The following is a 23,135-nucleotide window of genomic DNA, read 5'->3' on the forward strand; positions in this document are numbered from 1 at the left end:
TAAAAGCCTCCTAATAATAAAAATAGCCGCAATGAACAATGTCATTGCGGCTCTAACGTAATGAATGGAAAACTACCCATTCTTCCATACTAAATTAATCCAAAATAAAAACTGTCTACACAAGTGTACACAGCTACATTGGAAAAAGTGTATGCCTATGCTTGCCCATTGTTCTTAACTCCATCCCATAACTAAATAAACCATTCATTTTGTCAAAAAAACGAACGAGTAGTTTTGAAATGAAAATATCCAATTGGTTGGATTAGTTAAGAACGACACCTAACATAAAACATACTCCCTTATTTGAGTAATTTATTCCTCTATAGAATATGAAAATTAGAAACATTTGTCAACTGCCATTCACCCATTAGATAATGAATTTTATAATATATGGAACAATAAATGAGGTAAAGATGGCGGCAATTCCCATTGCTGCACCAGAGACCGCACCTTGAATTTCCCCTTCCTTAACCGCCTCAGCTGTTCCAATTCCGTGAGCAATCGTTCCAATTGCCAGACCTCGCGCAAAGGGATGGTCGATCTTAAACCAGTTCAATAATTTGGACCCAAACATCGCTCCAATCATCCCCGTAATAATGACATAAGCAGCAATAAGAGAAATATTCCCATGAATAATTCCCCCTATTTCTGCTGCAACCGGGACAGTAACAGACTTTACCGCGAAACCAAGGAGATAAATTTTTGAAAGGTGAAGCCCTTTTGCCATAAAAATTGCTGTTCCAATCGTTGAAACACTTCCGATGAATAACCCCGACACCGCAGCCCTTATGTACTTTCTGAATACCTCACGATTTTTGTAGATTGGGACTGCCAGAGAAACGGTAGCTGGACCAAGCAAATAGGTCATAATGTTTTTTGCCTGCTCATACTCTTGATACGATATACTAGAAGCTAACAATATAATGATGATGATGACGGTACTTAAAAAAACTGGACTAGTAATTGGAGATGGATATTTTCGGGTTAAAAAGCGTGCACAACAATAGACAGAAACAGTGACTAGAATACTATAAAGCGTGATCATGGTACTTTACTTGTTCCTTTTCCTTTTTCGAGATGACCATTTGCGTAGTCTTTCCTGCTGTAATGATGCCAATAAAAGCACTGATAAAAAGGATACCTAGCAGTATCCAGCCTCTTGCTATGACGATATCGCCTAAGTTCATTAAACCAACAGAAATAGGTATAAAAAAGAAACCAAGATGTTTAAGCAGCCACCCTGCCGCCAATTCGATTTGTTCTACTTTAATTACACCGAACGAAAATAACACCAATAATACAACAATCCCAATCACATTTCCGGGAATTTGCAAATTAAAAAAACTCGCAGTCAGATTCCCAACTTGATAGATGACGATTAGAATGAGCAGTTGAATCGTAAACTTACCACCCTTTTTCATATAAACACCCATCTTCCCACCGTAATAAAAAATCTGATTTTTCAAACGTTTTAATTTTCATTATAAAGGAATAACCTTTATACTGCATCCACTTTATTTCACAAAATATCCATATCTTTTTACGACAAACTTATTTATCTTTATGATAGGAGGGGATTGTTTTGAAAAGGATTTATATAATTTGCAGTCTAGCTGTATTCTTGGGGATTGCAGGAGGAATCTCGTTTTTCCTTATCCGTGATGCCAATGCTGCCATTCCAGCAAGTGCTACTTTCATTACACAGAGTGGTGATACATTTACTTTTGGTAAGGATAAGACTAAGTTAAAACTAATTGAGTTCATCTATACCCACTGTCCTGATGTATGTCCAACAACTACACAAAAAATGGTGGATTTAAAGAAAGATTTAATGAAAAAAGGGATTTATGGGAAGGAAATAGAATTTGTCACCATAACCATTGACCCTTACCGAGATACAACTAAAATTTTAGAAGAATATAAACAGGGGTTCGGTATAGGGAATGATACTAGTTGGTTGTTTTTAACCGGGGCAAAACAACAAACGAAAGATAATCAAAAACAACTTCGTAAAATTACCAATGCCTTGCAGTTCCAATACAAAGATCCTGGAAACGGCCAGTTTATCCATTCCACATTTACGTATCTTGTTGATGAAGACAATAAATTTATTGACAAGTTCCCAATGGGAAAAGAGTTTAATAAACAAGATGCTTACGCAAAAATAATAGATAAAATAGAGTAGAAGCAAAAGCGCAAGCGCCTTGGTTAGCCCCGACAAGCATAAGACGAGCCGGCCGAAAGGTTGCTCTTTAACCTTTTGGACGGATTGGCTTATGACCTCGAGGGGCTAGGCGCTGGAGCCGGACGTATCAAACCTGTAGAAAGTTATCCACAAGTAGTAAGTCTATTTTACCTAGAACATAAAAAAAGCGGTTAGTCCCTCAGGATTAATCGCTTTTTACTGATAAAATTTCATTCAAAGGATGAAGGATATTATTTAATTTGCTGCAATGTTAATAGATAAGTTGATTTCGGTTTAGTTAGACTCGCTTTAATACCAGCTTTTTTTAATTTGTTAACGAGTTCAGTAAGCTGTTTTTTTGCCATACTATTCACCCTCTTTAAAACTTCTTAATCCAATTCTACAACATAATTATGAATAAAGTGTGAAAATGGAAAAATTTTTTTAGAAAATTTTTCTTATAATCTACATCGGGCTAAAAGAATTCGCTCTTCATGCAGATTAATGGTATAATAAATAGATATTTTTGTTCTGGAGGATTACTACTATGATTACTGTAAGTAACGTAAGTTTAAGATATGGTGACCGTAAGTTATTTGAAGATGTAAACATTAAATTTACACCAGGAAATTGCTACGGATTAATTGGGGCAAATGGAGCCGGGAAATCAACATTTTTAAAAATACTTTCTGGTGAAATTGAAGCACAAACAGGAACTGTTCAATTAGGTCCAAATGAGCGGATGGCTGTTTTAAAGCAGAACCATTTTGAATATGAAGATTTCGAGGTACTAAAAACTGTCATTATGGGTCACGCAAGACTCTATGAGGTTATGCAAGAAAAAGATGCTATTTATATGAAGGAAAATTTCACTGATGAGGACGGTATGAAAGCAGCCGAACTAGAAGGTGAATTTGCAGAACTAAACGGATGGGAAGCAGAGCCTGAAGCAGCGATTTTATTAAAAGGCCTGGGTATTGGAGAGGATCTCCATTATAAGAAAATGGCTGAATTAACTGGTTCGGAAAAAGTCAAAGTATTGCTTGCCCAGGCTTTGTTTGGCAGACCAGATGTATTACTTTTGGACGAGCCGACTAACCACTTGGATATCAAGGCCATTCAATGGCTTGAGGATTTTTTAATTAACTTTGAAAATACCGTCATTGTCGTATCCCATGACCGTCACTTTTTAAATAAAGTTTGTACGCATATCGCCGATTTGGATTTCAGTAAAATTCAAATTTATGTGGGGAACTATGATTTCTGGTATGAATCAAGTCAATTAGCTTCCAGAATGGCATCCGATGCGAACAAGAAGAAAGAAGAAAAAATTAAGGAGCTTCAGAGCTTTATCGCTAGGTTCAGTGCCAATGCCTCTAAGTCAAAACAGGCAACCTCTCGTAAGAAGTTATTAGATAAGATTACCCTGGATGATATCAGGCCATCCTCACGTCGTTATCCTTTTGTAGGATTTACACCTGAGCGTGAAATCGGCAATGATTTGTTACGTGTTGAAGGTTTAACCAAGACGATTGATGGAGTAAAGGTTCTAGATAACGTAAGCTTCTTTATGAACAAAGGAGATAAAATTGCCCTTGTTGGTACAAATGAGGTTGCAAAAACGACACTCTTTAATATTTTAATGGGTGAAATGGAAGCTGACAGTGGCACATATAAGTGGGGAATTACCACTTCTCAAGCTTACTTTCCGAAGGATAATACCGAGTACTTTGAAAATAGCGATTTAAACCTTGTTGATTGGCTGCGTCAGTTCTCACCAAAAGATGATAGTGAAAGCTTTTTAAGAGGTTTCTTAGGAAGAATGTTATTCTCCGGTGAAGAAGTGTTGAAAAAAGCCAGTGTCTTGTCTGGTGGAGAAAAGGTTCGCTGCATGCTTTCAAAAATGATGCTTAATGGAGCCAATGTTCTCTTATTAGATGAACCAACAAACCATTTAGACTTAGAATCCATCACAGCATTAAATAATGGATTAATTAATTTTAAGGGTTCTATGCTTTTTTCCTCACATGACCATCAGTTTATTCAAACGATTGCCAATCGTATCTTTGAATTTACACCAAAAGGCCTTGTGGATAAACAAATGACCTATGATGAATATTTAGAAAATGAAGAAATTCAAAAACAAGTTGCGGAAATGTATCAATAAGCTAAATGGAGGATGTCAAAAATGACATCCTCTCTTTTTAATATCTTTTTTGTTTTTTTCTTGAGGATGAAACTTCGATTGAACCCGTTTCTGTTGTAGTCGTTCCTTGACCTTCTACTTGTGAAGAATTAAGGCCGATTGTGGACGGATCAGCTTTTCGTTTTCTACCTCTACTCATTACATACACCTCCCCTATTATCCTTTGGACAAATATCTTAGCTTATACGGAATATTTCCTAATGCTTAAGGCAAAATATTCTACAGGAGGAGGTGTTTTGTATGGCAAAAGTTGGAGTAGAACAATCTCTTACAAATATTCAACAAGTATTAAAGGAAAAAGGATATGACGTAGTAGAATTAAAACAAGAATCCGATGCACAAAACTGTGATTGCTGTGTAGTTACAGGCCTTGATTCAAATGTGATGGGTATGTCTGATACTTTCACAAAAGGTTCTGTGATCGATGCAAACGGAATGTCTGCTGATGAGGTATGCCGACAAGTAGAAAGCAGATTACAATAGCGTTGTTAAAAGACTAAAGTATTTATCACTTTAGTCTTTTTTTGCTTTAATATTGACCTTCAGTTGTTTTTCAGGTTCTTTTTTTCTCTCTGTATTGTTGTTAACGGGCTTTTTCACCTCTTCATCAAGGTGTGGTGTAAATTCACTTCCATAGGTCGCTCCAATATTCAATTTTCCTTTTAATTCTTTAATCCCAAGCTGACCAAAATTGTTATTTAACTCGTATTTATCTAGGATAATTTTTTCAATATTAATTTTTTCTATAATAATTGGCGGGTCTTTGGTTTTTACTTCACTTTCTGGTAAACCCTGCTGTTGGGAGGTTTGTAGAGATTTTTTTAATTCCTCAATATTCAATTCTAATGAGATCAATTTATTCTTTAATTCCATTTCATAATCATTTTTCTTGAATATAAGGAATAAATCTTTTAATGACATATCACAAACTCCCTTTTATTTACCCTTACTTTTATTTATATGAAAAAATCACTTGAACATGTCCAAGAATATCTGACAGACTAAAAAATCGTCAACATTTCTTTTTTTACTGTCTATTCAATTGGAATAACTTCCCCTTTTTCAATTGTACGCTGATAACTGACAATTAATAAACCATTCCAAAATTTTGCATTCAATTGCTGAGGGCTCACCGTGTCAGGTAAAGTGATCTGTCTTTGAAATTCACCATAGAACCTTTCAGAATATGTCATAGTTAAATGCGGATGGAGGGGGTTCACTTTTCCTTTTATAGTTAGGTAAGTACCATTTAAACCTAATTCCAAATTTTCCTTTGCTACCCCAGGAAGTTCAATCACCACCACAACTTCATGCTCCCCTTCAAAGACATCAATAATCGGAAACGTCCTTGATTTTTCTGCTCGCCCCGATGCCCCATCAGCAGTGGATGACTTTACTGGTTGTTCATTCATAAATTGTTTAGCAAATTCCTGGTCAAAAATATTGTTCCAAAAGTCCCCGCCTTGCATATTTTTCGCAATATCCATCCACTGTTTTAATTTTTCCATATCCATCAGTTGACACCCCCCTTTTGCTCATGTCTGTATATTACCTATTTCTTTATTTATCCCTACTTTCATCATACGAATCTTATTCACTAATTAATCCAACTATTACGCTTGTTTCATAAACCTTTAAAATATTGCATATATTGATAACTAAGTGGAAGGAGGAAATAATATGCCAGTCCCAGTTCCTTTTATTAATATAAATATATTCATGATTAAAATTAATTCCTTTGAAAATGCCTCAGCAGTAAATATTGGGCAAAACCTGCTAGCTGAATGGCATAATTCTGATAAGAAAAATCAAGGATATGGTCAAAATTTCGGTGATCAAAGCGATTTTGTTGCGACAAGAAGTTTTGTAGATGATAAAGACCAAATCGACTCTCCTGCCTCTTTCAACTCCAATTCGTTACCAATTGATAATATGTAAACATACAACTTAGACCATAGGAGGTTTTCTCCCATGGTCTAAGTTGTATGTTAATATCCTCTTGATTCTTTTTTTCGGACAGCCACTGAGATACCAATCAGTATAATAATCATACCTAAAACTGTATTTACAATAATTGATTCAATCTCAGTTTGTTTATTATTACTCTTTTTCACTTTATTAATAGAAGCTACTTTTGGTTTTGGAGGTTCCTTGTAGGTTAATTGTACTTTCTGGACTAATTGTCCCCTATTGTCCTGGAGTGAAAGAAGCCCGTCGTTTGCAATATTTTTTAAACAACCATCAATCCTTTCTGTGACTAGTGTGTCTTTATCTGGATAAAATTCTTTCCGCTCAGCAGTTGTAAATATTTCTCCCTGTTTAATTGTCACATGTTGAAAGTTTTTGAATCCATAATCCAATAGTATAGCGGTATCATTATATTTATCGTTCTTTAAATTTGATTTCAATACTACAGCTGTTAGTCTAATTTTCCCATTATCAGCTGTTGTTGCTAAGGTTTGTTTCGTTTCGCTTGTATAGCCAGTCTTTCCACCCGTAATACCTGGATAGGCAATCTCACCCTTTAACATTTTATGGTGTGTAACGAGATTTGTCTGCCAAGATTGACCTTTCCATGGAAGTATCTTGGTTCCAAAGACTTCAGCAAATACAGGATTCTTAATGGCATAATTAGTAATCAACGCCATATCCATGGCCGTTGTATAATGATTAGGATCAAATAATCCGTTGGGATTCGTAAAATGCGTGTTGGTTACACCTATCTTTGTTCTTAAATAAATATTTAGATTTTCTGCAAACTGCTGAACCGAACCATCCGTATACTCCGCGATTGCAACGGCCGCATCATTTCCAGAATTAATAAGCATTCCTTGAATCAGTTTTTTCAAAGGGACTTGTTCCCCTTCATTTAAATACACACGGGTACCATCTTGTCTTACAGCATTGCCACTCACGGTTACAAGACGATCTAAGTTTCCTTTTTCGATCGCATAAATAGCCGTTGCTATTTTCGTTAGACTAGCTGGATACATTTTCTGATTAGGATTTTTAACGTAAAGAACAGCTCCAGTATCAGAATCAATCAGAGCTGCTGCTTCACTTTTAAGAGGAAGCTGAACAGGCTCTGCAGCTAAAACAGGTAATTGAACTGAAACAAGATAAAGAAAAATTAATATTGCCGGCCAAAACTTTTTCAATAGGATACACCCTTACTTTTTTCTTATAATCCTCCTTGATTTTACCAGAATATTTATAGAAATAAAGTACTATTTTAAAATTTAATCCTTGTAATATAGGAATTTTTAACCATAAAAAGCCGGTTAACTAAAGCCAACCGGTTTGTTTATGATCTTTTTTTGGAAATTAACAAGGCGATTTGGGCCATAATAAACGGCAATGATGATTTTCTTCTAAATGCCAAATATTTCGGTTCCCAAATATCAGTATATTTTTCATTAAACTTTCGAAGACCTTGAAAATGATAGATAAAGTGTCCATGCAAGAAAATTTGAGCAGCGATCTTTTCGCTCAAAAAAGAAAATTTTGACAGTCCTACGTTCGATAAGGGTGCCATTCCCATATTAAATCGCTGATACCCCTTTTGAATAGCCCAATCAATTACTGATAAGAAGAAAAAGTCTATAATTCCTTCCGGGGCAGACTGTTGAACCCTCATTAGGTCCACCGAAACTGTCTTATAATCATCATATACATACATAATACTCATAAACCCGAGTATATGGTCTTCTTCATCTTTTACAATGGCAATCGGTGCTCGATTTAAATAATCTTCATTATAGAACCCAAGTGAAAATCCTTTTTCCCTTCGCCCCGAAAGCCATTCATCGGATATTTCCTTCAATTTGTCCAAGAGTACATTTGAATGCGGAGGATATAGCATTTCAAAATAATATTGTTCGCCATTAAATTTATTTTTAAGGGTCCGTAACCCCTTCATTTTGTTTCCTTTAAGCGAAAAAGTCTTAAGGTCAACAAAAGCTTCTTCTCCTAATTTAAAAAATGCAAAACCATGACCATGTAAGTATGGGAGCATATCATCGCTTACTTGGTAGAAAACGGGTGTATAGCCGTGTAAATCAGCGACCTCTTGAAATTCTTCAATGGCACTCGAAAAGTCATGTTTCTCACCAACTGGATCACCAAGGATAATTAATTTATCCGCATATTTTTGGAAAGAGATTAAAACATTTCTCTTACTATTCCAATAAATATATTTATCATGGAGGAATATCAAATGGGTTAACACCTTGCCAGGAAAAGCGGTTACATGATTTATGATTTCTTGTTCATGATCAATCGACCTTTCAAGGTTCCACTTTTTCGGCAGGCTAATTAAATAACCAATAAAGAGAATACTTAAGGCGATAATTAGGCCAATAATTGCACTTGAAAACAAGTCCCGGTAATCAACAATCACATACGGGATAAACTTCTTAGGTATGGTAATTTTCGCATTTGGCAAATTAAAGTACCCGATTAATATATACATAGAAGTAACAATCAAAACAATCGTCACATCAAAGATGGTTTTACCCCAAGTTAGCACATAGCTTTCACGATAAAATTGCCCTTTTGACATTCTTAGCAGGAGGGCAACAACGATTAAAAAAACAGCTTCCTCGTAATCAATTCCTTTAAAAATAGAGAATAACGCGGCCAGAATTAGTGCAAGCATCGTTAAATCATAGGTTCTTTTAACACTGTATTCTATTCCGCGCGATAGCCCCAGTAACAAAAATCCAGCCGCAACGGATAACTGATGTGACACATTGATGATCGGAAATGACAAAAGTTCCTGAGCAATTCTGAGCCTCGACATAATTCCTGGTACACTGGCAGACAACAGCAGGATTAGGCCAGACAGAAAGACTAGCATAGTTAAAATAACATGGCTTAGGCCTTGAATAATCGCTTTAGGAAGATTATTCCACAACTGATTCCATCGTTGCCAATAAAGTCGCACAAAAAAGACTAAGCTGATTAAAAACGGGATGAAATAATAGCCAATTCGGTAAAACAATAGAAGGATCAGTACTTTTTCATCCGGAATATGCAAATCCTGCATTCCCCAAAGAAAAACCAAATCAAATGAACCAAGGCCGCCAGGAATCATACTAATAATCCCCGCACAGGCAGCAACAATATAAATGGGGAACAAATCAAGGAATGAGATTTGAATTCCTAGTATCTTTGTTAAGACAAAAATAGCCGTAAATACCGCAAACCATTCTATTACTGAAACGATGACCAACCCAACAGTATTCTTAAGTGTAAGTCTATACTGATTGTCTTTACCGGATTTTATTATATGTATTACTATAAAGATAGGTAGATATAAGCTTACACCCAAGACGGCGAAATAAAGCCATTTTGTGTCTATAAACAATGGAAAATTTCGATAGTTAATGGTTACAATCCATGAAAGGAAAGAGATCCCTGTTAAGTAAAATAAGGAAACCGTGGCAATAACCCCAAGAAGTTTACGCTTATCCCCTTCAAGCTTATGAAAAAAATAGGTTCTCAGCATGGCACCAATCAATCCACCGAACCCGATTAAATTTGAGAAAGAATTCGCAATAAATGATTGCTCAACTAACTCTCTTTTTGATACTTTTGTCTTCAAAATTTTAACTAAAATCACATCGTATAAAACCATTGGCAATACAGCTGCAAAAGTAACGACAAAGATTAATAATAACAACCAAATATTGAGATGATGGATCTCACCTTTTAGTAAGTGGGTATTAATGTTTCCAGTGAATTTCTTCATTTCAATGAGAGCGAAAATTAATAAGAACACAGGAAAAACAAATTTTACAACTTTTAGCACTTTTTCTTTTCTAATCCCCAACCAGATTACCACCTATTTTTTCATTCCTGTTTTTACTATAAACTCTCCACAGCGAAAAACAAAGTAATATCTTTAACTACAAGGACATTTAGTCATATTTTAGACAGATAATTGGCTATTCAACCGCTCTTATTTCAAGCAGTGATTCCCTATGGCTCAATTTGTTCAAAAAATTTTTAAAATGAGACAAGTTTTCCAACCTTCTTAGCATAAATATTAATAGAACAAAAAAAGAGGAGGTTTGCAGGTGAGATTCGTAGTCTTTAAAAAGGAGACCCTGCTATTTTTTTTAGCAGTCGGTATCGTCTTAGCAAGTATTTCTGCCTGGTTCATGTTAAAAGCAGGAGATACAACGGTATTTAATCAACAACCTGACCATAAAACTCGTCAGATCCACATGGTGACAGGAGAATTTAAGACCACGATGAAGGACGGTAAAGAAATAGAAGCGTATCGCTGGGATCCAGGTACCATTGTCTTAAAAAAGGGAGAAAAAGTAAACTTGATTATAAGTGGAATTAATGGGGCTGAGCACCCATTTTACATTGAAGGGACTACGTTGAAAGGAACTGTAAAAAAAGGGCAAGATACCCTCGTTCCCCTTCAATTTCAAAAAGAAGGAACTTATCGATTAATTTGTGAAGTACATCCTGACCGAGCTCACAACGGTCCAATGATTGCCTATATTGTCGTCAATTAGTAGCAGGAGATAGCTTTCCTGCTTTTTCAATTGGCAAACAGTTCTGTACTACATAGTTTTCACTATTAATACGCTGATATTGTTGATTTCTTTCTATATAACAGTTTTCTATTTACTCATTTATTTTATAGTACAGTTTCACTTATCTTATAATCAATGTTCATATAATATTCATAAACACCTTTAAAAAACCCTTAAATTCAACGGGTTCACAATTCCTTAACAATTAGTGTATTTTTTATCATATTTCGCCTGTTATACTAGGGTCATGAAATAAATAACTTTCTGTTATATATTCTTCTACTAATTTAAGAGGTGAAAGATAATGGAACAATGGCAGGGATTTAACAAAGGAACTTGGTCAAAAGAAATCAATGTACGCGATTTTATTTTAAGAAACTATAAACAATATGAGGGCGATGACTCCTTCTTAGCACCCGCAACCGATGCAACAAACAAGCTTTGGGAACAAGTAATGCTATTAACGAAGCAAGAACGTGAAAATGGCGGTGTCCTTGATATGGACACAGAAACAGTTTCTACGATTACCTCACATGGTCCAGGATACTTAGATGAAGATCTAGAAAAAGTTGTAGGCGTTCAAACAGATAAACCGTTTAATCGGTCTCTCCAGCCGTTCGGTGGTATTCGTATGGCTAAGCAAGCATGTGCTTCATACGGATATGAATTAAATCCAGAAATTGAAAAGATCTTCACTGATTTCCGTAAAACTCATAACCAAGGTGTTTTTGATGCATATACAGACGAAATGGCGCTAGCTCGTAAAGCAGCTATTATTACAGGGCTTCCTGATGCATACGGCCGTGGCCGAATAATAGGCGACTATCGTCGTGTTGCTTTATACGGTGTGGATTTCCTAATAAAACAAAAACAGTTAGACAAAAAAAACACCAGCAATGTCATGACTGAAGATAATATGCGACTTCGTGAAGAGATAGCAGAACAAATCCGCGCCTTAAATGAATTAAAGGAACTGGGCACAAGTTATGGTTTTGACCTATCCCGCCCTGCACAAAATGCACAAGAGGCATTTCAATGGTTATACCTTGGCTATCTAGCAGCTATTAAAGAACAAAACGGTGCTGCAATGAGCCTAGGCCGTACCTCAACATTCTTAGATATTTATATCGAAAGAGATTTAGAAAATGGTATATTAACAGAAACTGAAGCACAAGAAATCGTTGATCACTTCATCATGAAGCTTCGTTTAGTAAAATTTGCACGTACACCTGATTATAACGAGTTATTTAGTGGTGACCCAACATGGGTAACTGAATCTATTGGTGGTATGACATCTGACGGACGTTCACTTGTAACGAAAAGCTCTTTCCGCTTCCTTCATACTTTGGATAACTTAGGGGCAGCTCCTGAACCAAACTTGACTGTTTTATGGTCACCATCATTACCAGAGAATTTTAAGAATTATTGTGCTAACATGTCTATTAAAACTAGCTCAATCCAATATGAAAATGATGAAATAATGCGTCCTGAGTATGGTGATGATTACGGAATTGCCTGCTGTGTATCAGCGATGGAAATCGGTAAACAAATGCAATTCTTTGGCGCTCGTGCAAATCTTGCTAAAGCCCTTCTATATGCTATTAACGGTGGTGTCGATGAAAAATTAAAAATCCAAGTGGGACCACAATATCGACCAATTACATCAGATGTGCTAAATTATGATGAAGTTATGGCGAAATTTGACCAGATGATGGATTGGCTTGCAGGTCTTTACATTAATACATTGAATGTTATTCACTATATGCATGATAAATATAGCTATGAAAGAATTGAAATGGCCTTACATGACACGAAAATCCTTAGAACTATGGCAACAGGTATTGCAGGATTAAGTGTTGCAGCCGACTCATTAAGTGCTATTAAATATGGCGAAGTCAAAGTGATTCGTGATGAAAACGGTCTAGCAGTTGACTTTGAAACAACCGGTGACTTTCCTAAATACGGCAATAACGATGATCGTGTTGACAGCATTGCTGTTGAACTTGTTGAAACCTTTATGAAAAAATTACGTAAGCATGGAACGTATCGTGATTCCCTTCATACTTTATCAGTTTTAACGATTACTTCTAACGTAGTTTACGGAAAGAAAACAGGAAACACACCTGATGGCCGTCGTGCTGGTGAGCCATTCGCACCAGGGGCTAACCCAATGCATGGCCGTGACACAAAAGGAACATTAGCTTCCCTTTCTTCTGTTGCTAAGCTTCCATATGCCTATGCAATGGACGGAATTTCAAATACATTCTCAATCGTTCCTAAAGCACTAGGGAAAGAAGAAGAAAACAGAATCCGGAATCTTGTATCTATCTTAGATGGTTATTCCATTAAAAACGGACACCATTTAAATGTTAACGTCTTTAATAGAGAAACATTAATTGATGCGATGGAGCATCCTGAGTTATATCCACAATTAACTATTCGTGTATCAGGATACGCTGTAAACTTTATTAAATTAACTAAAGAACAACAGCTCGATGTTATTAACCGTACCTTCCACGAATCTTTGTAATTAAAACTAATTGGAGTTCCCTTCTCTTAGGGGGCTCCTGCTTAAAAATAAGGGGGACATCATCATGATGGGAAATATTCATTCTATTGAAACATTAGGGACAGTTGATGGACCAGGAATTCGTTATGTGATTTTTACACAGGGCTGCTTATTGCGCTGCCAGTTTTGCCATAACGCAGATACTTGGGAAATCGGTTCCGGAAAACAGATGTCTGTTTCTGAAATCATGGATGATCTCTCAAGTTATCTTCCTTTCATCGAATCATCTGGCGGTGGGATCACTGTAAGCGGCGGGGAGCCTTTATTGCAAATTCCCTTTCTTACTGAGCTATTCAAAGAGTGTAAAAAGAAAGGAATTCATACCACCATCGATTCATCCGGAGGCTGTTTTTCCCACTCCAAGCTCTTTATTGAACAACTAGAAGAACTTCTACCATATACAGATCTAGTGTTACTTGATTTAAAACATATCAACCGAAAAAAACATATTCAACTGACTGGTATGGCGAATGATCACATCCTTGAATTTGCTAAGTTTTTATCCGATCGGAAGGTTCCGATTTGGGTACGTCATGTCCTTGTACCAACTGTTACCGATGATCCAGAGGATTTGCAAAAACTTGGAGAATTCATTGGGACACTAGAGAATGTTTTGAAAATCGAAATTCTTCCCTATCACAAACTTGGAGTTTACAAATGGGAAGCACTTGGCCATGAATATCCACTAAAAGATGTCGAGCCGCCAACAGAGGAGAAAGTGGAATTTGCCTATAAGATGTTGACAGCCCATTGGAAACTATTATTACAACACTGATTCATAGGATCAGTGTTTTTTTTCCAAAAATTAAGAACTTTGTTTCTTCTGCATTTTTCTTTCTATTAATTATTTATTAATTAGGCTGTGTTAATCTTGAATGTTGATTTCCGCTCCAGGCGGCTTCGCTTTCCGCGGGCGTGCCGGGGAGCCTCCTCGGCCCCGTACTCCCGCAGGAGTCTTCGCCGCCTTCCGCTCCAATCAACATGCTAAAAATCAACAACAATAATCTTTAACACAGCCATTAATTATGGAATTATTCTACCGAGCTTATTACGTTGCTCGATACAATTACCTATTGGTCATAAAACAAACGTATATTTCAACCTGAGTTATATTAGGATATTAGTAAAAGTCATCTAAACTATTAGCAATGTCTTCATTTTATGGGATTTAGACAGTGATAAAATTGATTCTTTTCGGTTTCTCCTATATACTCATATCATTGGTATTTAAGTGAGGTGATAATTTTTGTTCCAATTGCTGATTGATCTTTCCGATATAAATGCTCTAAATGCCCTTTACGTAAGTATTTTTCTTGGAATCACATTAAAGTTTTTGTGGGCTTGGGGTGTAGAATATACTTTTTTCGGTTCTCTTTCTGAATCTGCAAACACAAAAATTAATTACCCGCTCGTCTTCTGCCGGAATCAAAATAGTATTAACGGAAGCTTTATTCTGAAAAGAATTGTTAAATATATTCGTAGAAAAGAATGTTCGCAGGATGATTCTGATGAACCAATTTCCTTCCTTATATCCAACCACATAATATACTAAGACATTTTAGGAGGAAATATGAAAAAGAATCGATCTTCACTTATACTTGCAGCTATGTTTATTTTGTCTACTTTATTATTGTCTGCTTGTTCATCACAAGCGCATACAACAACTACTACTAATAAGACAGGGTTTTTTCAAACCTATTTTGTCTATCCTTTCTCGACGATTATCCATTCAACCGCAGAATTTTTTGGTGGAAACTATGGTTTGGCGATCATCGTGGTTACCCTGGTAATTAGACTTATATTAATGCCATTAATGCTAAAGCAATACAAAAATCAAACGGTTATGAAAGAAAAAATGGATGGTTTAAAGCCTGAAATGGATGCCATTCAAAAGAAAATGAAGACCGAGAAGGACCCTAAAAAGAAACAAGAACTACAAGCTGAAATGATGGGACTTTATCAAAAACATGGTGTTAATCCACTCAATATGGGATGTTTACCTATTCTTATTCAAATGCCAATCTTAACAGCCTTTTATTATGCCATTCGCGGATCACAGGAAATTGCAACTCATCAGTTCTTATGGTTTAATTTAGGACACTCAGATATCGTTATTACGATTATCGCTGGACTAGTTTACTACTTCCAATTCAAGGTATCCCAGTCAAACATGCCAACGGCCCAGCAGCAACAAATGAAAATGATGGGCTTGATGTCGCCGCTAATGATTGTAATGTTTTCTTTTAACGCCCCAGCTGCTCTTCCTCTTTATTGGGTTGTCGGCGGGTTATTCCTTACACTTCAAACTTTGGTAGGCCGGAAGTTATATCAATCCAAAAAACCAATTGAAACACCTGCTCACCAAAAGTAAATAAAATAAAAAAGAAGCGTTGACTCAATGCTTCTTTTTTATTTTGTAAAAATTTCTTATAAAAAGGATCTCTTCCCCATGACTATTTTTATTGTGACCTAATGAATAGGATAATTTCTTCTGAATTAGGAATCCTATCTCTAGGTGTGATTTAGTCCAAAGGAGTGCTTACATAAATGAAAAAAAGATTGTTTGTAACAATAACTCTAATCTTTTCTTTGTATATAGCGGGCTGTTCAAAGAATAATGTAGATGATGATCTTACAAAACAGAAGCTTGACCCCAGGAAAACAGAATCAGCAAAAGTCAATTATAATACACCAGCTCATGGTGGCCCCGCCATTACAAGCGTCGATACAAGCGATCCGGAAATAGATCGGCAGAGAAATCATAACAAACACTCTACAAACACACAAATTCAATATGACACTTCTAAGATAATAGTTGCAAATCGAGCAGCAGATAGGGTTACTGATTTATCTAGGATTGAACGAGCAAACATCATTGTCACCGATAATAATGCATACGTCGCTGTGAAAATGGCGGATTCTACTTATAATCAGTTAACAGCAACAACCAGAAGTAAAATTACAAGGGCAGTAAAATCTGTTGATGGGAATATCGACAATGTCTATATTTCGGAAAATCGGCAATTCTATAAACGAATGTCAAGTTATACTCGGGATATTCGATCTGGACGAACCAATTCCGATTTCATCGATAGGTTTTCTGATACGATCCGCAGAGTATTCCCAGATGCTCGTTAATCATTATCCATGTACCAGCTGTCTGAAGATTGTTGTTTCAGACAGCTGGTTTTATTTTTACATCCGAGCTTCATAAAAGAAGACTGGAGGCTACACCTCACAGTCTTGTTTGATTCTATGCATCTTGAAAATATTCCTTGTAAAATCCGCCCACTTTACCAGAATTATCGATAATGTAATAAAACTCTTCTGTTTCATTTTTTACATCATAAATTTCTCCTTTTGTTAAAGCATTATGAACGAGATATTTTTTTGCATCTGTATGAACGCATTTTACTTTCTTAATTGTCTCACGATCTTTCCATGATAAATGAATCATTACTGCCACCGTCCTTTCGGTCTTTGTCCAAGTTCTAGTATAATCAATTGATCCGGTGGTGTGCAACAATATGATGATTCCTTAACCGAAATTGTAAAATTTGAGTTCTCAAATCTCAGTTAAACTATTACAATAGTAAAAACTGAATAAACAATCCATTTTTTTAAGGAGGGCATTCTTAAATTGAAAATTATGAGTAACGAGCAGTTGATTATTTCATATCGGGATGCATTAAAATCTGGAGAAAAGGAATGGATTAAACTTTTAAAAGATGAAATAAAGCGCAGAGGTCTAAGACTGCTGAAAACCTAGACCTAGGAAAGAACCCAAAATAAACCGCTGAACAAATTCAGCGGTTTTTATATTCCTTCATGAAGTATTAAATCAAATCTGGCAGAACAATCGTTACTTTTGTTCCAACCCCTTCCTGACTTTCAATTGAAATTTCTCCATGATATTTTCTAATTAATCGCTGAGCAATTGACAGACCTAATCCTGTACCACCGTTTTCTCGACTTCGAGCTTGATCCACTCGATAAAAACGATTAAATACGTTCGCTAAATGTTCATTCGATATTCCAATTCCATTGTCAACTACGGAGAGGATTATTTTCCCGCCTTCCTGCATGGCAGTAATCCAAATAGTCTTATTATTGTTAGAGTATTGAATGGCATTATTTAATAAGATAATCATGATCTGTTCCATATGCTGCCTCGAAATAGCAACCTTAGGCAATATCGGACTCACTTCTAAAAAAAGATTGTAATCTGGATGGATGATTTCCAAATTCTTTACCAATTGATGAAGAGTTTCTATAATATCCGTTTTTTCCTGGTTTTTTAATCTAGGATGTTCTGCTCTTGTAATATGTAACAAGTCGTTAATTAATTTTTTTAATCTTGTTACTTCTTGAAGTGAAGCATCAAGCGATTCATCTAGAATCGCAGGATCCTTTTTCCCCCATCTATTCAACAAGGAAAGATGTCCCTCTAATATCGACACTGGTGTCCTGAGTTCATGAGAGGCATCTTCAACAAATTGCTTTTGAAGTAGAAACGATTTTTCAATTTCATCCATCATTTCATTAAAAACATTGGTCAGGGCTGTTAATTCATCTTTTTGTTTATACCCATTCATTCTTTCTTGAAAGCCAGTTTCCTTAATTTGTTTCATCGCTTTGGCTAAATCCCTTACAGGTTTTAAAAGCTGTTTTGCAAGTAAAAAACCACTGATAGCACTAAAGATAATTGCCGCAATCCCAAATACGGTCATTACCCAAAAGAGATTCCCCATCATTCTTCGGTAGGTATTTAAATGACGTACAATTTCTATCGTCCCTGTAAAATCATTTCCCTTTAACGGAGCTCTGGCAACAAATGCTTCATTTCCTTCAATCGAAATCTCTTGAGTAACCTTTTTCTTAGTCGGTGCAGCCTCTAAAACGGGGAAGGTACCATTTTTATCCGAAACAAGAACATGACCATCTTCGTCATATACTCTAATTAATTGATCTTTATCATTCATTTTCCTCAAAAATGCCGCACTTTTTTTCATATCCCCTCGATTAGGTTTGTATGATTTTGCGTTATAAAAAGTGGTAATGTCACTCATTGTTCGATTAATGGCAATTTCTTCACGATTCATCATCCATTTTGAAACGGTATGATATTCTAAGAAACTAAATAGAAAAAAAGTCAGAAATATTGCAGTGGAACAGCTTAAAACTAATTTCGTTTGCCAGCGAAGTCGATTAAATTGACTGCTAATCTTATCTATCATCGCATAACATATCCTATACCACGAACAGTATGAATATAATGCCCATCATCATTTTGATCATCTATCTTGTTTCGTAAATATCGAACATACACATCCACCACATTTGTTTCAACGCCTGTACTGTATCCCCAAACCTTATTAAGGAGCACTTCCCTTGTTAAAACAATGTTAATATTACTCATAAAAGTAATTAACAAATCGTATTCCCTCTTTGTAAGACTAATAACCATTTCTCCCTTTTTAACCACACAGGATTCTAGCTCAACAACAAGATCCTTAAATATAAGGGTCTTAACCTCAGTAGATTGCAAAGCCTCAATCCTTCTAAATAACGACCTCAATCTTGCTAATAACTCTTCAATCGCAAATGGCTTTACAATATAGTCGTCTGCCCCGCTGTCTAAACCAGAAACCCGATCAAGTACACTATCACGGGCGGTAATCATAATAATAGGAATCGTCTTATTAGATTGCCTAATTCTTCGGCAAACCTCCATGCCATTTAATTCTGGAAGCAGTAAATCAAGTAAAATGGCATCCCAACTCTCAGTGAGAGCTAATTGCAACCCATTACGTCCGTCTGTTGCAACGGTCGTTTCGTAGCCCTCATGCTGCATTTCTAACTCTATAAATCGAGCTAAGCTTTTTTCATCTTCAATAATTAGTAATTTGGACATACTCCCACTCTCACATTACGTTTTTCTACTATTTTAACTGATGTTTATCTCGAATAAAATCAAATACTGCATGAATAATCTCAATTGATTGGAACGAAACGAGAGAAATTGCGGTGAACGAAAAGAAGCCAACAATAATTAACCGAAACCAAAACATGTTGTATTCCTCCTTTTTGAACTTTTTTTCAGTACCTGCTATTTGATATGATTGGAGATAAATTTTTTAGAAGGTAGTTAACATCTTACCTGTTCTTCTGGAAACTGCCATGAGAAAAAGATTAGAATCTCCTTAGAAACGTAATCAAGCACACACCTTTAAAGGGCGTGTGCTTGGTTATTTATGTTAATTAGATGTGGCTATTTGTTTCTAACATCGGAGGAAAGGATAGCTCTTTAAGTTTGGCTGTAATCTTATCTGCCGCATCAATCGGATCTTCCGCAATTATATCAATAAACTCTCCAATATAGTCTTGTCTTGCATGATCGTACCGTGGGTCATAATAGTGATTAAGTAAAATCGAAATCATGTCGTGATAATTTTTTTCATGTAGGGTTTCGATTAATCGGTTTCGAATGTCTGTATCCTTCACTCTTCTTAAGACCTTTTCAATTCCTAACGATATTTTTTCGTCATACCAGGGTTCCTGTTCATAAGGAAGTACATACTCAGAAACAAGTTGTTTTACCCTTTGTTCCAGCGGCGAATGAATGTAAATATTTAAGCCTTTAAATTTAACATCCATTAGCTTTTCAGGCTGAACAGCTTTACCTATTCTTTTACTTTCTGCCTCTACAAGAAAATAGTCGACCCCTTTGATTTCTGTTAGACCTTTAAATAGGAGAGAGTCAAAAGTCTTTTGATTATGACCTTCACCAAGACCAATAGTGCCAAAGATAGAGCCGCGGTGTCCTGCCATTTCCTCTAAATCAAGAACAGGATACCCCTTTTTCTTTAAAATTTTCAAAACCTCTGTTTTTCCAACACCTGTCATCCCATGAATAACAACCGTTTTATCCGGTATCATAGATGGTATTTGTTCAAGGATATGATGCCGATAGGCTTTATATCCCCCAACTAATCGCCATGCATAAATGCCTGCAAACTCTAAGAAGGTTACAACGGCTTTACTACGCATTCCCCCACGCCAACAATGAATAATTAACTCCCCATCCGTTTGATACGACTTAATTTTCTTTAACAGAGCAGGAATCTTAGGAGAAACAAATTCCATCGCTTGCCACTTAGCAGCCGCTTGTCCTTCATGTTTATAAATTGTCCCTATAATTTGACGCTCTTCATCCGTGAATAATGGAATGTTGATGGCCCCAGGAATTGCCCCATCTGCAAACTCAATCTGTGAACGAATATCAATAATGACCGGTTCCTTTAGGGTTAATAATTCTTCCACATGTATTTCCTTCATTTATATTACGCTCCTAGCAAAAATTATCCTTATAGATAACAGATATAAAAAACGAACAAAAACTTCCACTACTGGAAGTTTCAAAATAATTTATTCATCATAAAAAGGATTTACTTATAATGATTATATACCTATTATAAAGAAGTTAACCTCGGCTATCAAGAAATTCAAAAAGCATGACAGGATTTAACACCTTACTGTACAACTAAATTGATAAAAAAGGTCTACTCTGAAAGAAAAGTAGACCCTTTCACTTACAATACGTTTGATTCTTGTTTAATCACAGACATTAGATCTTCCATCTCGCTTAGACGATCTTGTTCAAATAGCTCAACAATTCTACTGCCGACAATAACTCCATCGCAGTATTTTGATATTTGTTGAATTTGCTTTTTGCTTGAAATACCAAACCCTGCCATAACAGGGATAGCACTCACTTCTTTGACAGATTTTATGAAGTTAGTAAGTTCAGCATCATACTCATTTCTAACCCCGGTAATTCCTTTAACTGTTACCGTATATAAAAATCCTCTTCCTGTACTTGAAATCGTTTTGATTCTTTCGAGGGGAGTTGTCATGGTCACTAAACGGATTAATTCCACTTCTGCTTTATCAAGCTCCGGTACGATAATTTCTTCCTCTTCTATCGGCAGATCAGGAATGATGCAGCCATCCACTCCCGCGTTTCGGATGTCGCCAACAAAATTAGCGATCCCGTATGAATAAATCGGATTTAAATATGTCATAAGAATGATGGGTATTGATACTTTTTTTCTAGCTTTTTCAATTTCCTGAACAATTCCTTTTAGTGTGGTCCCATTAGCAAGCGCTCTAAGGCCGGCTTTTTGGATCGTTGGTCCATCTGCTACAGGATCTGAAAAGGGAACCCCAACTTCGACCGCAGTGGCACCGAATTTTTCAAGTATAGTAAGTCTTTCAACCAGCGTTTCTAAACCTCCGTCACCTGCCATTATATAAGGAACAAAGGCTTTTTTTTGACTTTCCTTTAATGCTGCAAATGCTTTTTCAATTCGATTCATGTTAGTTCCTCCCCTCAAGTCTTGCTTTGACTGCATCTACATCTTTATCCCCACGACCAGATAAACAAACGACAATATTTTCACTTTCTTTCATTTCAGCAGCAAGCTTCACCGCGTAAGCAACCGCATGAGAACTCTCCAGCGCAGGAATAATTCCCTCCAGTTTTGATAAAAGTTGAAAGGCATCAAGTGCCTCTTGATCGGTAATCGAGACATAATTGGCCCGTCCGCTATCTTTTAAGTAGCTATGTTCTGGACCTACCCCAGGATAATCAAGTCCTGCCGAAATGGAATGAGCCTCCTGGATTTGACCATCTTCATTCTGCAATAAATACATCAACGAACCATGAAGGACGCCTGGTTTCCCTTTTGTTAAGGACGCAGCATGAAACTCCGTTTCTACTCCTTGCCCTGCAGCTTCAACCCCATATAACCGAACTTCTTTATCCTCAATAAATGGATAAAACATCCCAATCGCATTACTACCGCCTCCGATACAAGCAACAACAGCTTCAGGAAGGCGGCCTTCCCGCGATAGAAATTGTTCTCTCGTCTCCTTGCCGATGACACTTTGAAAATCTCTAACCATCATTGGGAATGGATGAGGGCCCATAGCTGAACCTAGTAAGTAGTGTGTATCATCGACATTAGTCACCCAATATCTTAATGCTTCATTAACTGCATCCTTTAGGGTAGCACTACCTGAGGATACGCCAACAACCTTAGCACCTAGCAATTCCATTCGAAAGACATTTAAAGCTTGTCGTTTGATGTCTTCTTCACCCATAAAAACGATACAATCGAGGTTTAATAATGCACATACCGTTGCTGTTGCCACACCATGCTGACCTGCTCCTGTTTCAGCAACAATTCTTCTTTTCCCCATACGAACAGCAAGCAATGCCTGGCCAATCGCGTTATTAATCTTATGGGCGCCCGTATGATTTAGGTCTTCTCTTTTTAGGAAAATATTTGCCCCGCCGGCATGTTTAGTTAAGTTTTCCGCAAAATATAATGGTGTTTCTCTACCAACATACTCACTTGCTAATCTAGCAATCTCAGCATGAAAAGCAGGATCCTTTTTTGCGTCTTCATAGGCATCATTTAATTCATTAACGGCCTTCATTAAAGTCTCTGGTACAAATCTTCCGCCAAATATTCCGAAATGGCCTTTTTCATTCGGTAATGTATAGGTGCTCATTTTTTTTCCTCCAATTGGTATTGTTTTTACCTTTTCGATAAA

Annotated in this window: 24 protein-coding genes; 10 read left to right on the top strand and 14 right to left on the bottom strand. The window is 36.4% G+C overall.

Going from position 1 to position 23,135, the window contains the following annotated elements; translation table 11 throughout:
- Positions 1 to 367: 367 nt before the first annotated feature.
- Together L1999_RS19340 and L1999_RS19345 are read right to left on the bottom strand one after the other, a co-directional pair.
- A complete protein-coding gene (locus L1999_RS19340) occupies positions 368 to 1,045 on the bottom strand; it encodes an LrgB family protein (protein WP_235740042.1) in 678 nt (225 codons plus the stop codon).
- On the bottom strand, positions 1,029 to 1,421 hold the full coding sequence (locus L1999_RS19345; protein ID WP_235740043.1) for a CidA/LrgA family protein: 393 nt from the start codon (positions 1,419 to 1,421) through the stop codon (positions 1,029 to 1,031). Before L1999_RS19345 ends, L1999_RS19340 begins: the two co-directional genes overlap by 17 nt.
- A 161-nt stretch (positions 1,422 to 1,582) precedes the next feature.
- Between L1999_RS19345 and L1999_RS19350 the strand changes: the two genes are divergently transcribed.
- On the top strand, positions 1,583 to 2,185 hold the full coding sequence (locus L1999_RS19350; protein ID WP_235740044.1) for an SCO family protein: 603 nt from the start codon (positions 1,583 to 1,585) through the stop codon (positions 2,183 to 2,185).
- A 547-nt stretch (positions 2,186 to 2,732) separates the two neighbouring features.
- A complete protein-coding gene (locus tag L1999_RS19355; protein WP_215042818.1) occupies positions 2,733 to 4,352 on the top strand; it encodes an ABC-F family ATP-binding cassette domain-containing protein in 1,620 nt (539 codons plus the stop codon).
- Positions 4,353 to 4,389: 37 nt separating this feature from the next.
- Here L1999_RS19355 and L1999_RS19360 read toward each other — a convergent pair whose 3' ends face one another.
- Positions 4,390 to 4,530, bottom strand: coding sequence for a YuzL family protein (locus L1999_RS19360; RefSeq protein ID WP_215042820.1), 141 nt, complete (start codon positions 4,528 to 4,530; stop codon positions 4,390 to 4,392).
- A gap of 101 nt (positions 4,531 to 4,631) precedes the next feature.
- On the opposite strand from L1999_RS19360, the gene L1999_RS19365 reads away from it, so the two are divergent.
- Entirely contained in the window at positions 4,632 to 4,874 is a 243-nt protein-coding gene (locus L1999_RS19365) for a YkuS family protein (RefSeq protein ID WP_235740045.1), read from the top strand.
- A gap of 30 nt (positions 4,875 to 4,904) precedes the next feature.
- On the opposite strand, the gene L1999_RS19370 is transcribed toward L1999_RS19365, so the two are convergent.
- A complete protein-coding gene (locus L1999_RS19370) occupies positions 4,905 to 5,312 on the bottom strand; it encodes a hypothetical protein (RefSeq protein WP_235740046.1) in 408 nt (135 codons plus the stop codon).
- 113 nt (positions 5,313 to 5,425) lie between these two features.
- Positions 5,426 to 5,905, bottom strand: a complete 480-nt coding sequence (locus L1999_RS19375) for an Hsp20/alpha crystallin family protein (RefSeq protein ID WP_235740047.1) — start codon at positions 5,903 to 5,905, stop codon at positions 5,426 to 5,428.
- 166 nt (positions 5,906 to 6,071) lie between these two features.
- Here L1999_RS19375 and L1999_RS19380 point away from each other — a divergent pair, with 166 nt between their 5' ends.
- Entirely contained in the window at positions 6,072 to 6,329 is a 258-nt protein-coding gene (locus tag L1999_RS19380) for a hypothetical protein (RefSeq protein ID WP_235740048.1), read from the top strand.
- Between the two features lie 50 nt (positions 6,330 to 6,379).
- Here the strand turns inward: L1999_RS19380 and L1999_RS19385 are convergent, their stop codons facing one another.
- The gene (locus L1999_RS19385; RefSeq protein ID WP_235740049.1) at positions 6,380 to 7,549 is read right to left on the bottom strand and encodes a D-alanyl-D-alanine carboxypeptidase family protein; all 1,170 of its coding nucleotides are present in this window, start codon (positions 7,547 to 7,549) and stop codon (positions 6,380 to 6,382) included.
- Positions 7,550 to 7,695: 146 nt separating this feature from the next.
- Positions 7,696 to 10,224, bottom strand: coding sequence for a bifunctional lysylphosphatidylglycerol flippase/synthetase MprF (mprF, locus tag L1999_RS19390; protein WP_235740050.1), 2,529 nt, complete (start codon positions 10,222 to 10,224; stop codon positions 7,696 to 7,698).
- A gap of 247 nt (positions 10,225 to 10,471) precedes the next feature.
- On the opposite strand from mprF, the gene L1999_RS19395 reads away from it, so the two are divergent.
- From L1999_RS19395 to L1999_RS19415, 5 genes are all read left to right on the top strand, one after another.
- Positions 10,472 to 10,924 carry a cupredoxin domain-containing protein gene (locus L1999_RS19395; RefSeq protein WP_235740051.1) on the top strand — a complete coding sequence of 151 codons (453 nt, stop codon included), beginning with the start codon at positions 10,472 to 10,474 and terminating at the stop codon, positions 10,922 to 10,924.
- A 325-nt stretch (positions 10,925 to 11,249) separates the two neighbouring features.
- Complete coding sequence (gene pflB / locus L1999_RS19400; RefSeq protein WP_235740052.1) at positions 11,250 to 13,475, top strand: formate C-acetyltransferase; 2,226 nt, start codon at positions 11,250 to 11,252, stop codon at positions 13,473 to 13,475.
- 61 nt (positions 13,476 to 13,536) lie between these two features.
- Positions 13,537 to 14,289, top strand: coding sequence for a pyruvate formate-lyase-activating protein (pflA, locus tag L1999_RS19405; RefSeq protein ID WP_235744399.1), 753 nt, complete (start codon positions 13,537 to 13,539; stop codon positions 14,287 to 14,289).
- 795 nt (positions 14,290 to 15,084) lie between these two features.
- Positions 15,085 to 15,885 (top strand): membrane protein insertase YidC, encoded by an 801-nt coding sequence (gene yidC / locus L1999_RS19410; protein WP_235740053.1) that lies wholly within the window; start codon positions 15,085 to 15,087, stop codon positions 15,883 to 15,885.
- Positions 15,886 to 16,061: 176 nt separating this feature from the next.
- The gene (locus L1999_RS19415) at positions 16,062 to 16,652 is read left to right on the top strand and encodes a YhcN/YlaJ family sporulation lipoprotein (RefSeq protein WP_235740054.1); all 591 of its coding nucleotides are present in this window, start codon (positions 16,062 to 16,064) and stop codon (positions 16,650 to 16,652) included.
- Positions 16,653 to 16,767: 115 nt separating this feature from the next.
- Here L1999_RS19415 and L1999_RS19420 read toward each other — a convergent pair whose 3' ends face one another.
- Positions 16,768 to 16,971: a DUF6501 family protein gene (locus L1999_RS19420; protein ID WP_235744400.1), complete on the bottom strand. Its 204-nt coding sequence runs from the start codon at positions 16,969 to 16,971 to the stop codon at positions 16,768 to 16,770.
- Between the two features lie 192 nt (positions 16,972 to 17,163).
- On the opposite strand from L1999_RS19420, the gene sda reads away from it, so the two are divergent.
- Entirely contained in the window at positions 17,164 to 17,283 is a 120-nt protein-coding gene (gene sda / locus L1999_RS19425) for a sporulation histidine kinase inhibitor Sda (protein WP_430540049.1), read from the top strand.
- A gap of 67 nt (positions 17,284 to 17,350) precedes the next feature.
- Here sda and L1999_RS19430 read toward each other — a convergent pair whose 3' ends face one another.
- The 6 genes from L1999_RS19430 to trpB all read right to left on the bottom strand — a co-directional run bounded on the left by L1999_RS19430 (position 17,351) and on the right by trpB (position 23,093).
- Positions 17,351 to 18,751 carry a HAMP domain-containing sensor histidine kinase gene (locus tag L1999_RS19430; RefSeq protein ID WP_235740056.1) on the bottom strand — a complete coding sequence of 467 codons (1,401 nt, stop codon included), beginning with the start codon at positions 18,749 to 18,751 and terminating at the stop codon, positions 17,351 to 17,353.
- A complete protein-coding gene (locus tag L1999_RS19435) occupies positions 18,748 to 19,428 on the bottom strand; it encodes a response regulator transcription factor (RefSeq protein ID WP_235740057.1) in 681 nt (226 codons plus the stop codon). Before L1999_RS19435 ends, L1999_RS19430 begins: the two co-directional genes overlap by 4 nt.
- A gap of 28 nt (positions 19,429 to 19,456) precedes the next feature.
- Positions 19,457 to 19,585 carry a hypothetical protein gene (locus L1999_RS29675; RefSeq protein ID WP_275677097.1) on the bottom strand — a complete coding sequence of 43 codons (129 nt, stop codon included), beginning with the start codon at positions 19,583 to 19,585 and terminating at the stop codon, positions 19,457 to 19,459.
- A gap of 190 nt (positions 19,586 to 19,775) precedes the next feature.
- Positions 19,776 to 20,852: a tRNA 2-selenouridine(34) synthase MnmH gene (gene mnmH / locus L1999_RS19440; protein WP_235740058.1), complete on the bottom strand. Its 1,077-nt coding sequence runs from the start codon at positions 20,850 to 20,852 to the stop codon at positions 19,776 to 19,778.
- Positions 20,853 to 21,106: 254 nt separating this feature from the next.
- Positions 21,107 to 21,892 (bottom strand): tryptophan synthase subunit alpha, encoded by a 786-nt coding sequence (trpA, locus tag L1999_RS19445; protein ID WP_235740059.1) that lies wholly within the window; start codon positions 21,890 to 21,892, stop codon positions 21,107 to 21,109.
- A gap of 1 nt (position 21,893) precedes the next feature.
- Positions 21,894 to 23,093, bottom strand: coding sequence for a tryptophan synthase subunit beta (gene trpB / locus L1999_RS19450; RefSeq protein WP_235744401.1), 1,200 nt, complete (start codon positions 23,091 to 23,093; stop codon positions 21,894 to 21,896).
- Between the last annotated feature and the right edge of the window lie 42 nt (positions 23,094 to 23,135).

This window comes from Neobacillus drentensis (genome assembly GCF_021560175.1).
GTDB lineage: Bacteria > Bacillota > Bacilli > Bacillales > Cytobacillaceae > Neobacillus > Neobacillus drentensis_A.

Bases quoted from the DNA above. Each gene is read 5' to 3' on its own strand.
- L1999_RS19340 (WP_235740042.1), bottom strand. From the start codon at position 1,045: ATGATCACGCTTTATAGTATTCTAGTCACTGTTTCTGTCTATTGTTGT.
- L1999_RS19345 (WP_235740043.1), bottom strand. From the start codon at position 1,421: ATGAAAAAGGGTGGTAAGTTTACGATTCAACTGCTCATTCTAATCGTC.
- L1999_RS19355 (WP_215042818.1), top strand. From the start codon at position 2,733: ATGATTACTGTAAGTAACGTAAGTTTAAGATATGGTGACCGTAAGTTA.
- L1999_RS19360 (WP_215042820.1), bottom strand. From the start codon at position 4,530: ATGAGTAGAGGTAGAAAACGAAAAGCTGATCCGTCCACAATCGGCCTT.
- L1999_RS19365 (WP_235740045.1), top strand. From the start codon at position 4,632: ATGGCAAAAGTTGGAGTAGAACAATCTCTTACAAATATTCAACAAGTA.
- L1999_RS19370 (WP_235740046.1), bottom strand. From the start codon at position 5,312: ATGTCATTAAAAGATTTATTCCTTATATTCAAGAAAAATGATTATGAA.
- L1999_RS19375 (WP_235740047.1), bottom strand. From the start codon at position 5,905: ATGGATATGGAAAAATTAAAACAGTGGATGGATATTGCGAAAAATATG.
- L1999_RS19380 (WP_235740048.1), top strand. From the start codon at position 6,072: ATGCCAGTCCCAGTTCCTTTTATTAATATAAATATATTCATGATTAAA.
- pflB (WP_235740052.1), top strand. From the start codon at position 11,250: ATGGAACAATGGCAGGGATTTAACAAAGGAACTTGGTCAAAAGAAATC.
- yidC (WP_235740053.1), top strand. From the start codon at position 15,085: ATGAAAAAGAATCGATCTTCACTTATACTTGCAGCTATGTTTATTTTG.
- L1999_RS19415 (WP_235740054.1), top strand. From the start codon at position 16,062: ATGAAAAAAAGATTGTTTGTAACAATAACTCTAATCTTTTCTTTGTAT.
- L1999_RS19420 (WP_235744400.1), bottom strand. From the start codon at position 16,971: ATGATTCATTTATCATGGAAAGATCGTGAGACAATTAAGAAAGTAAAA.
- sda (WP_430540049.1), top strand. From the start codon at position 17,164: ATGAGTAACGAGCAGTTGATTATTTCATATCGGGATGCATTAAAATCT.
- L1999_RS19430 (WP_235740056.1), bottom strand. From the start codon at position 18,751: ATGATAGATAAGATTAGCAGTCAATTTAATCGACTTCGCTGGCAAACG.
- L1999_RS19435 (WP_235740057.1), bottom strand. From the start codon at position 19,428: ATGTCCAAATTACTAATTATTGAAGATGAAAAAAGCTTAGCTCGATTT.
- L1999_RS29675 (WP_275677097.1), bottom strand. From the start codon at position 19,585: ATGTTTTGGTTTCGGTTAATTATTGTTGGCTTCTTTTCGTTCACCGCA.
- mnmH (WP_235740058.1), bottom strand. From the start codon at position 20,852: ATGAAGGAAATACATGTGGAAGAATTATTAACCCTAAAGGAACCGGTC.
- trpA (WP_235740059.1), bottom strand. From the start codon at position 21,892: ATGAATCGAATTGAAAAAGCATTTGCAGCATTAAAGGAAAGTCAAAAA.
- trpB (WP_235744401.1), bottom strand. From the start codon at position 23,093: ATGAGCACCTATACATTACCGAATGAAAAAGGCCATTTCGGAATATTT.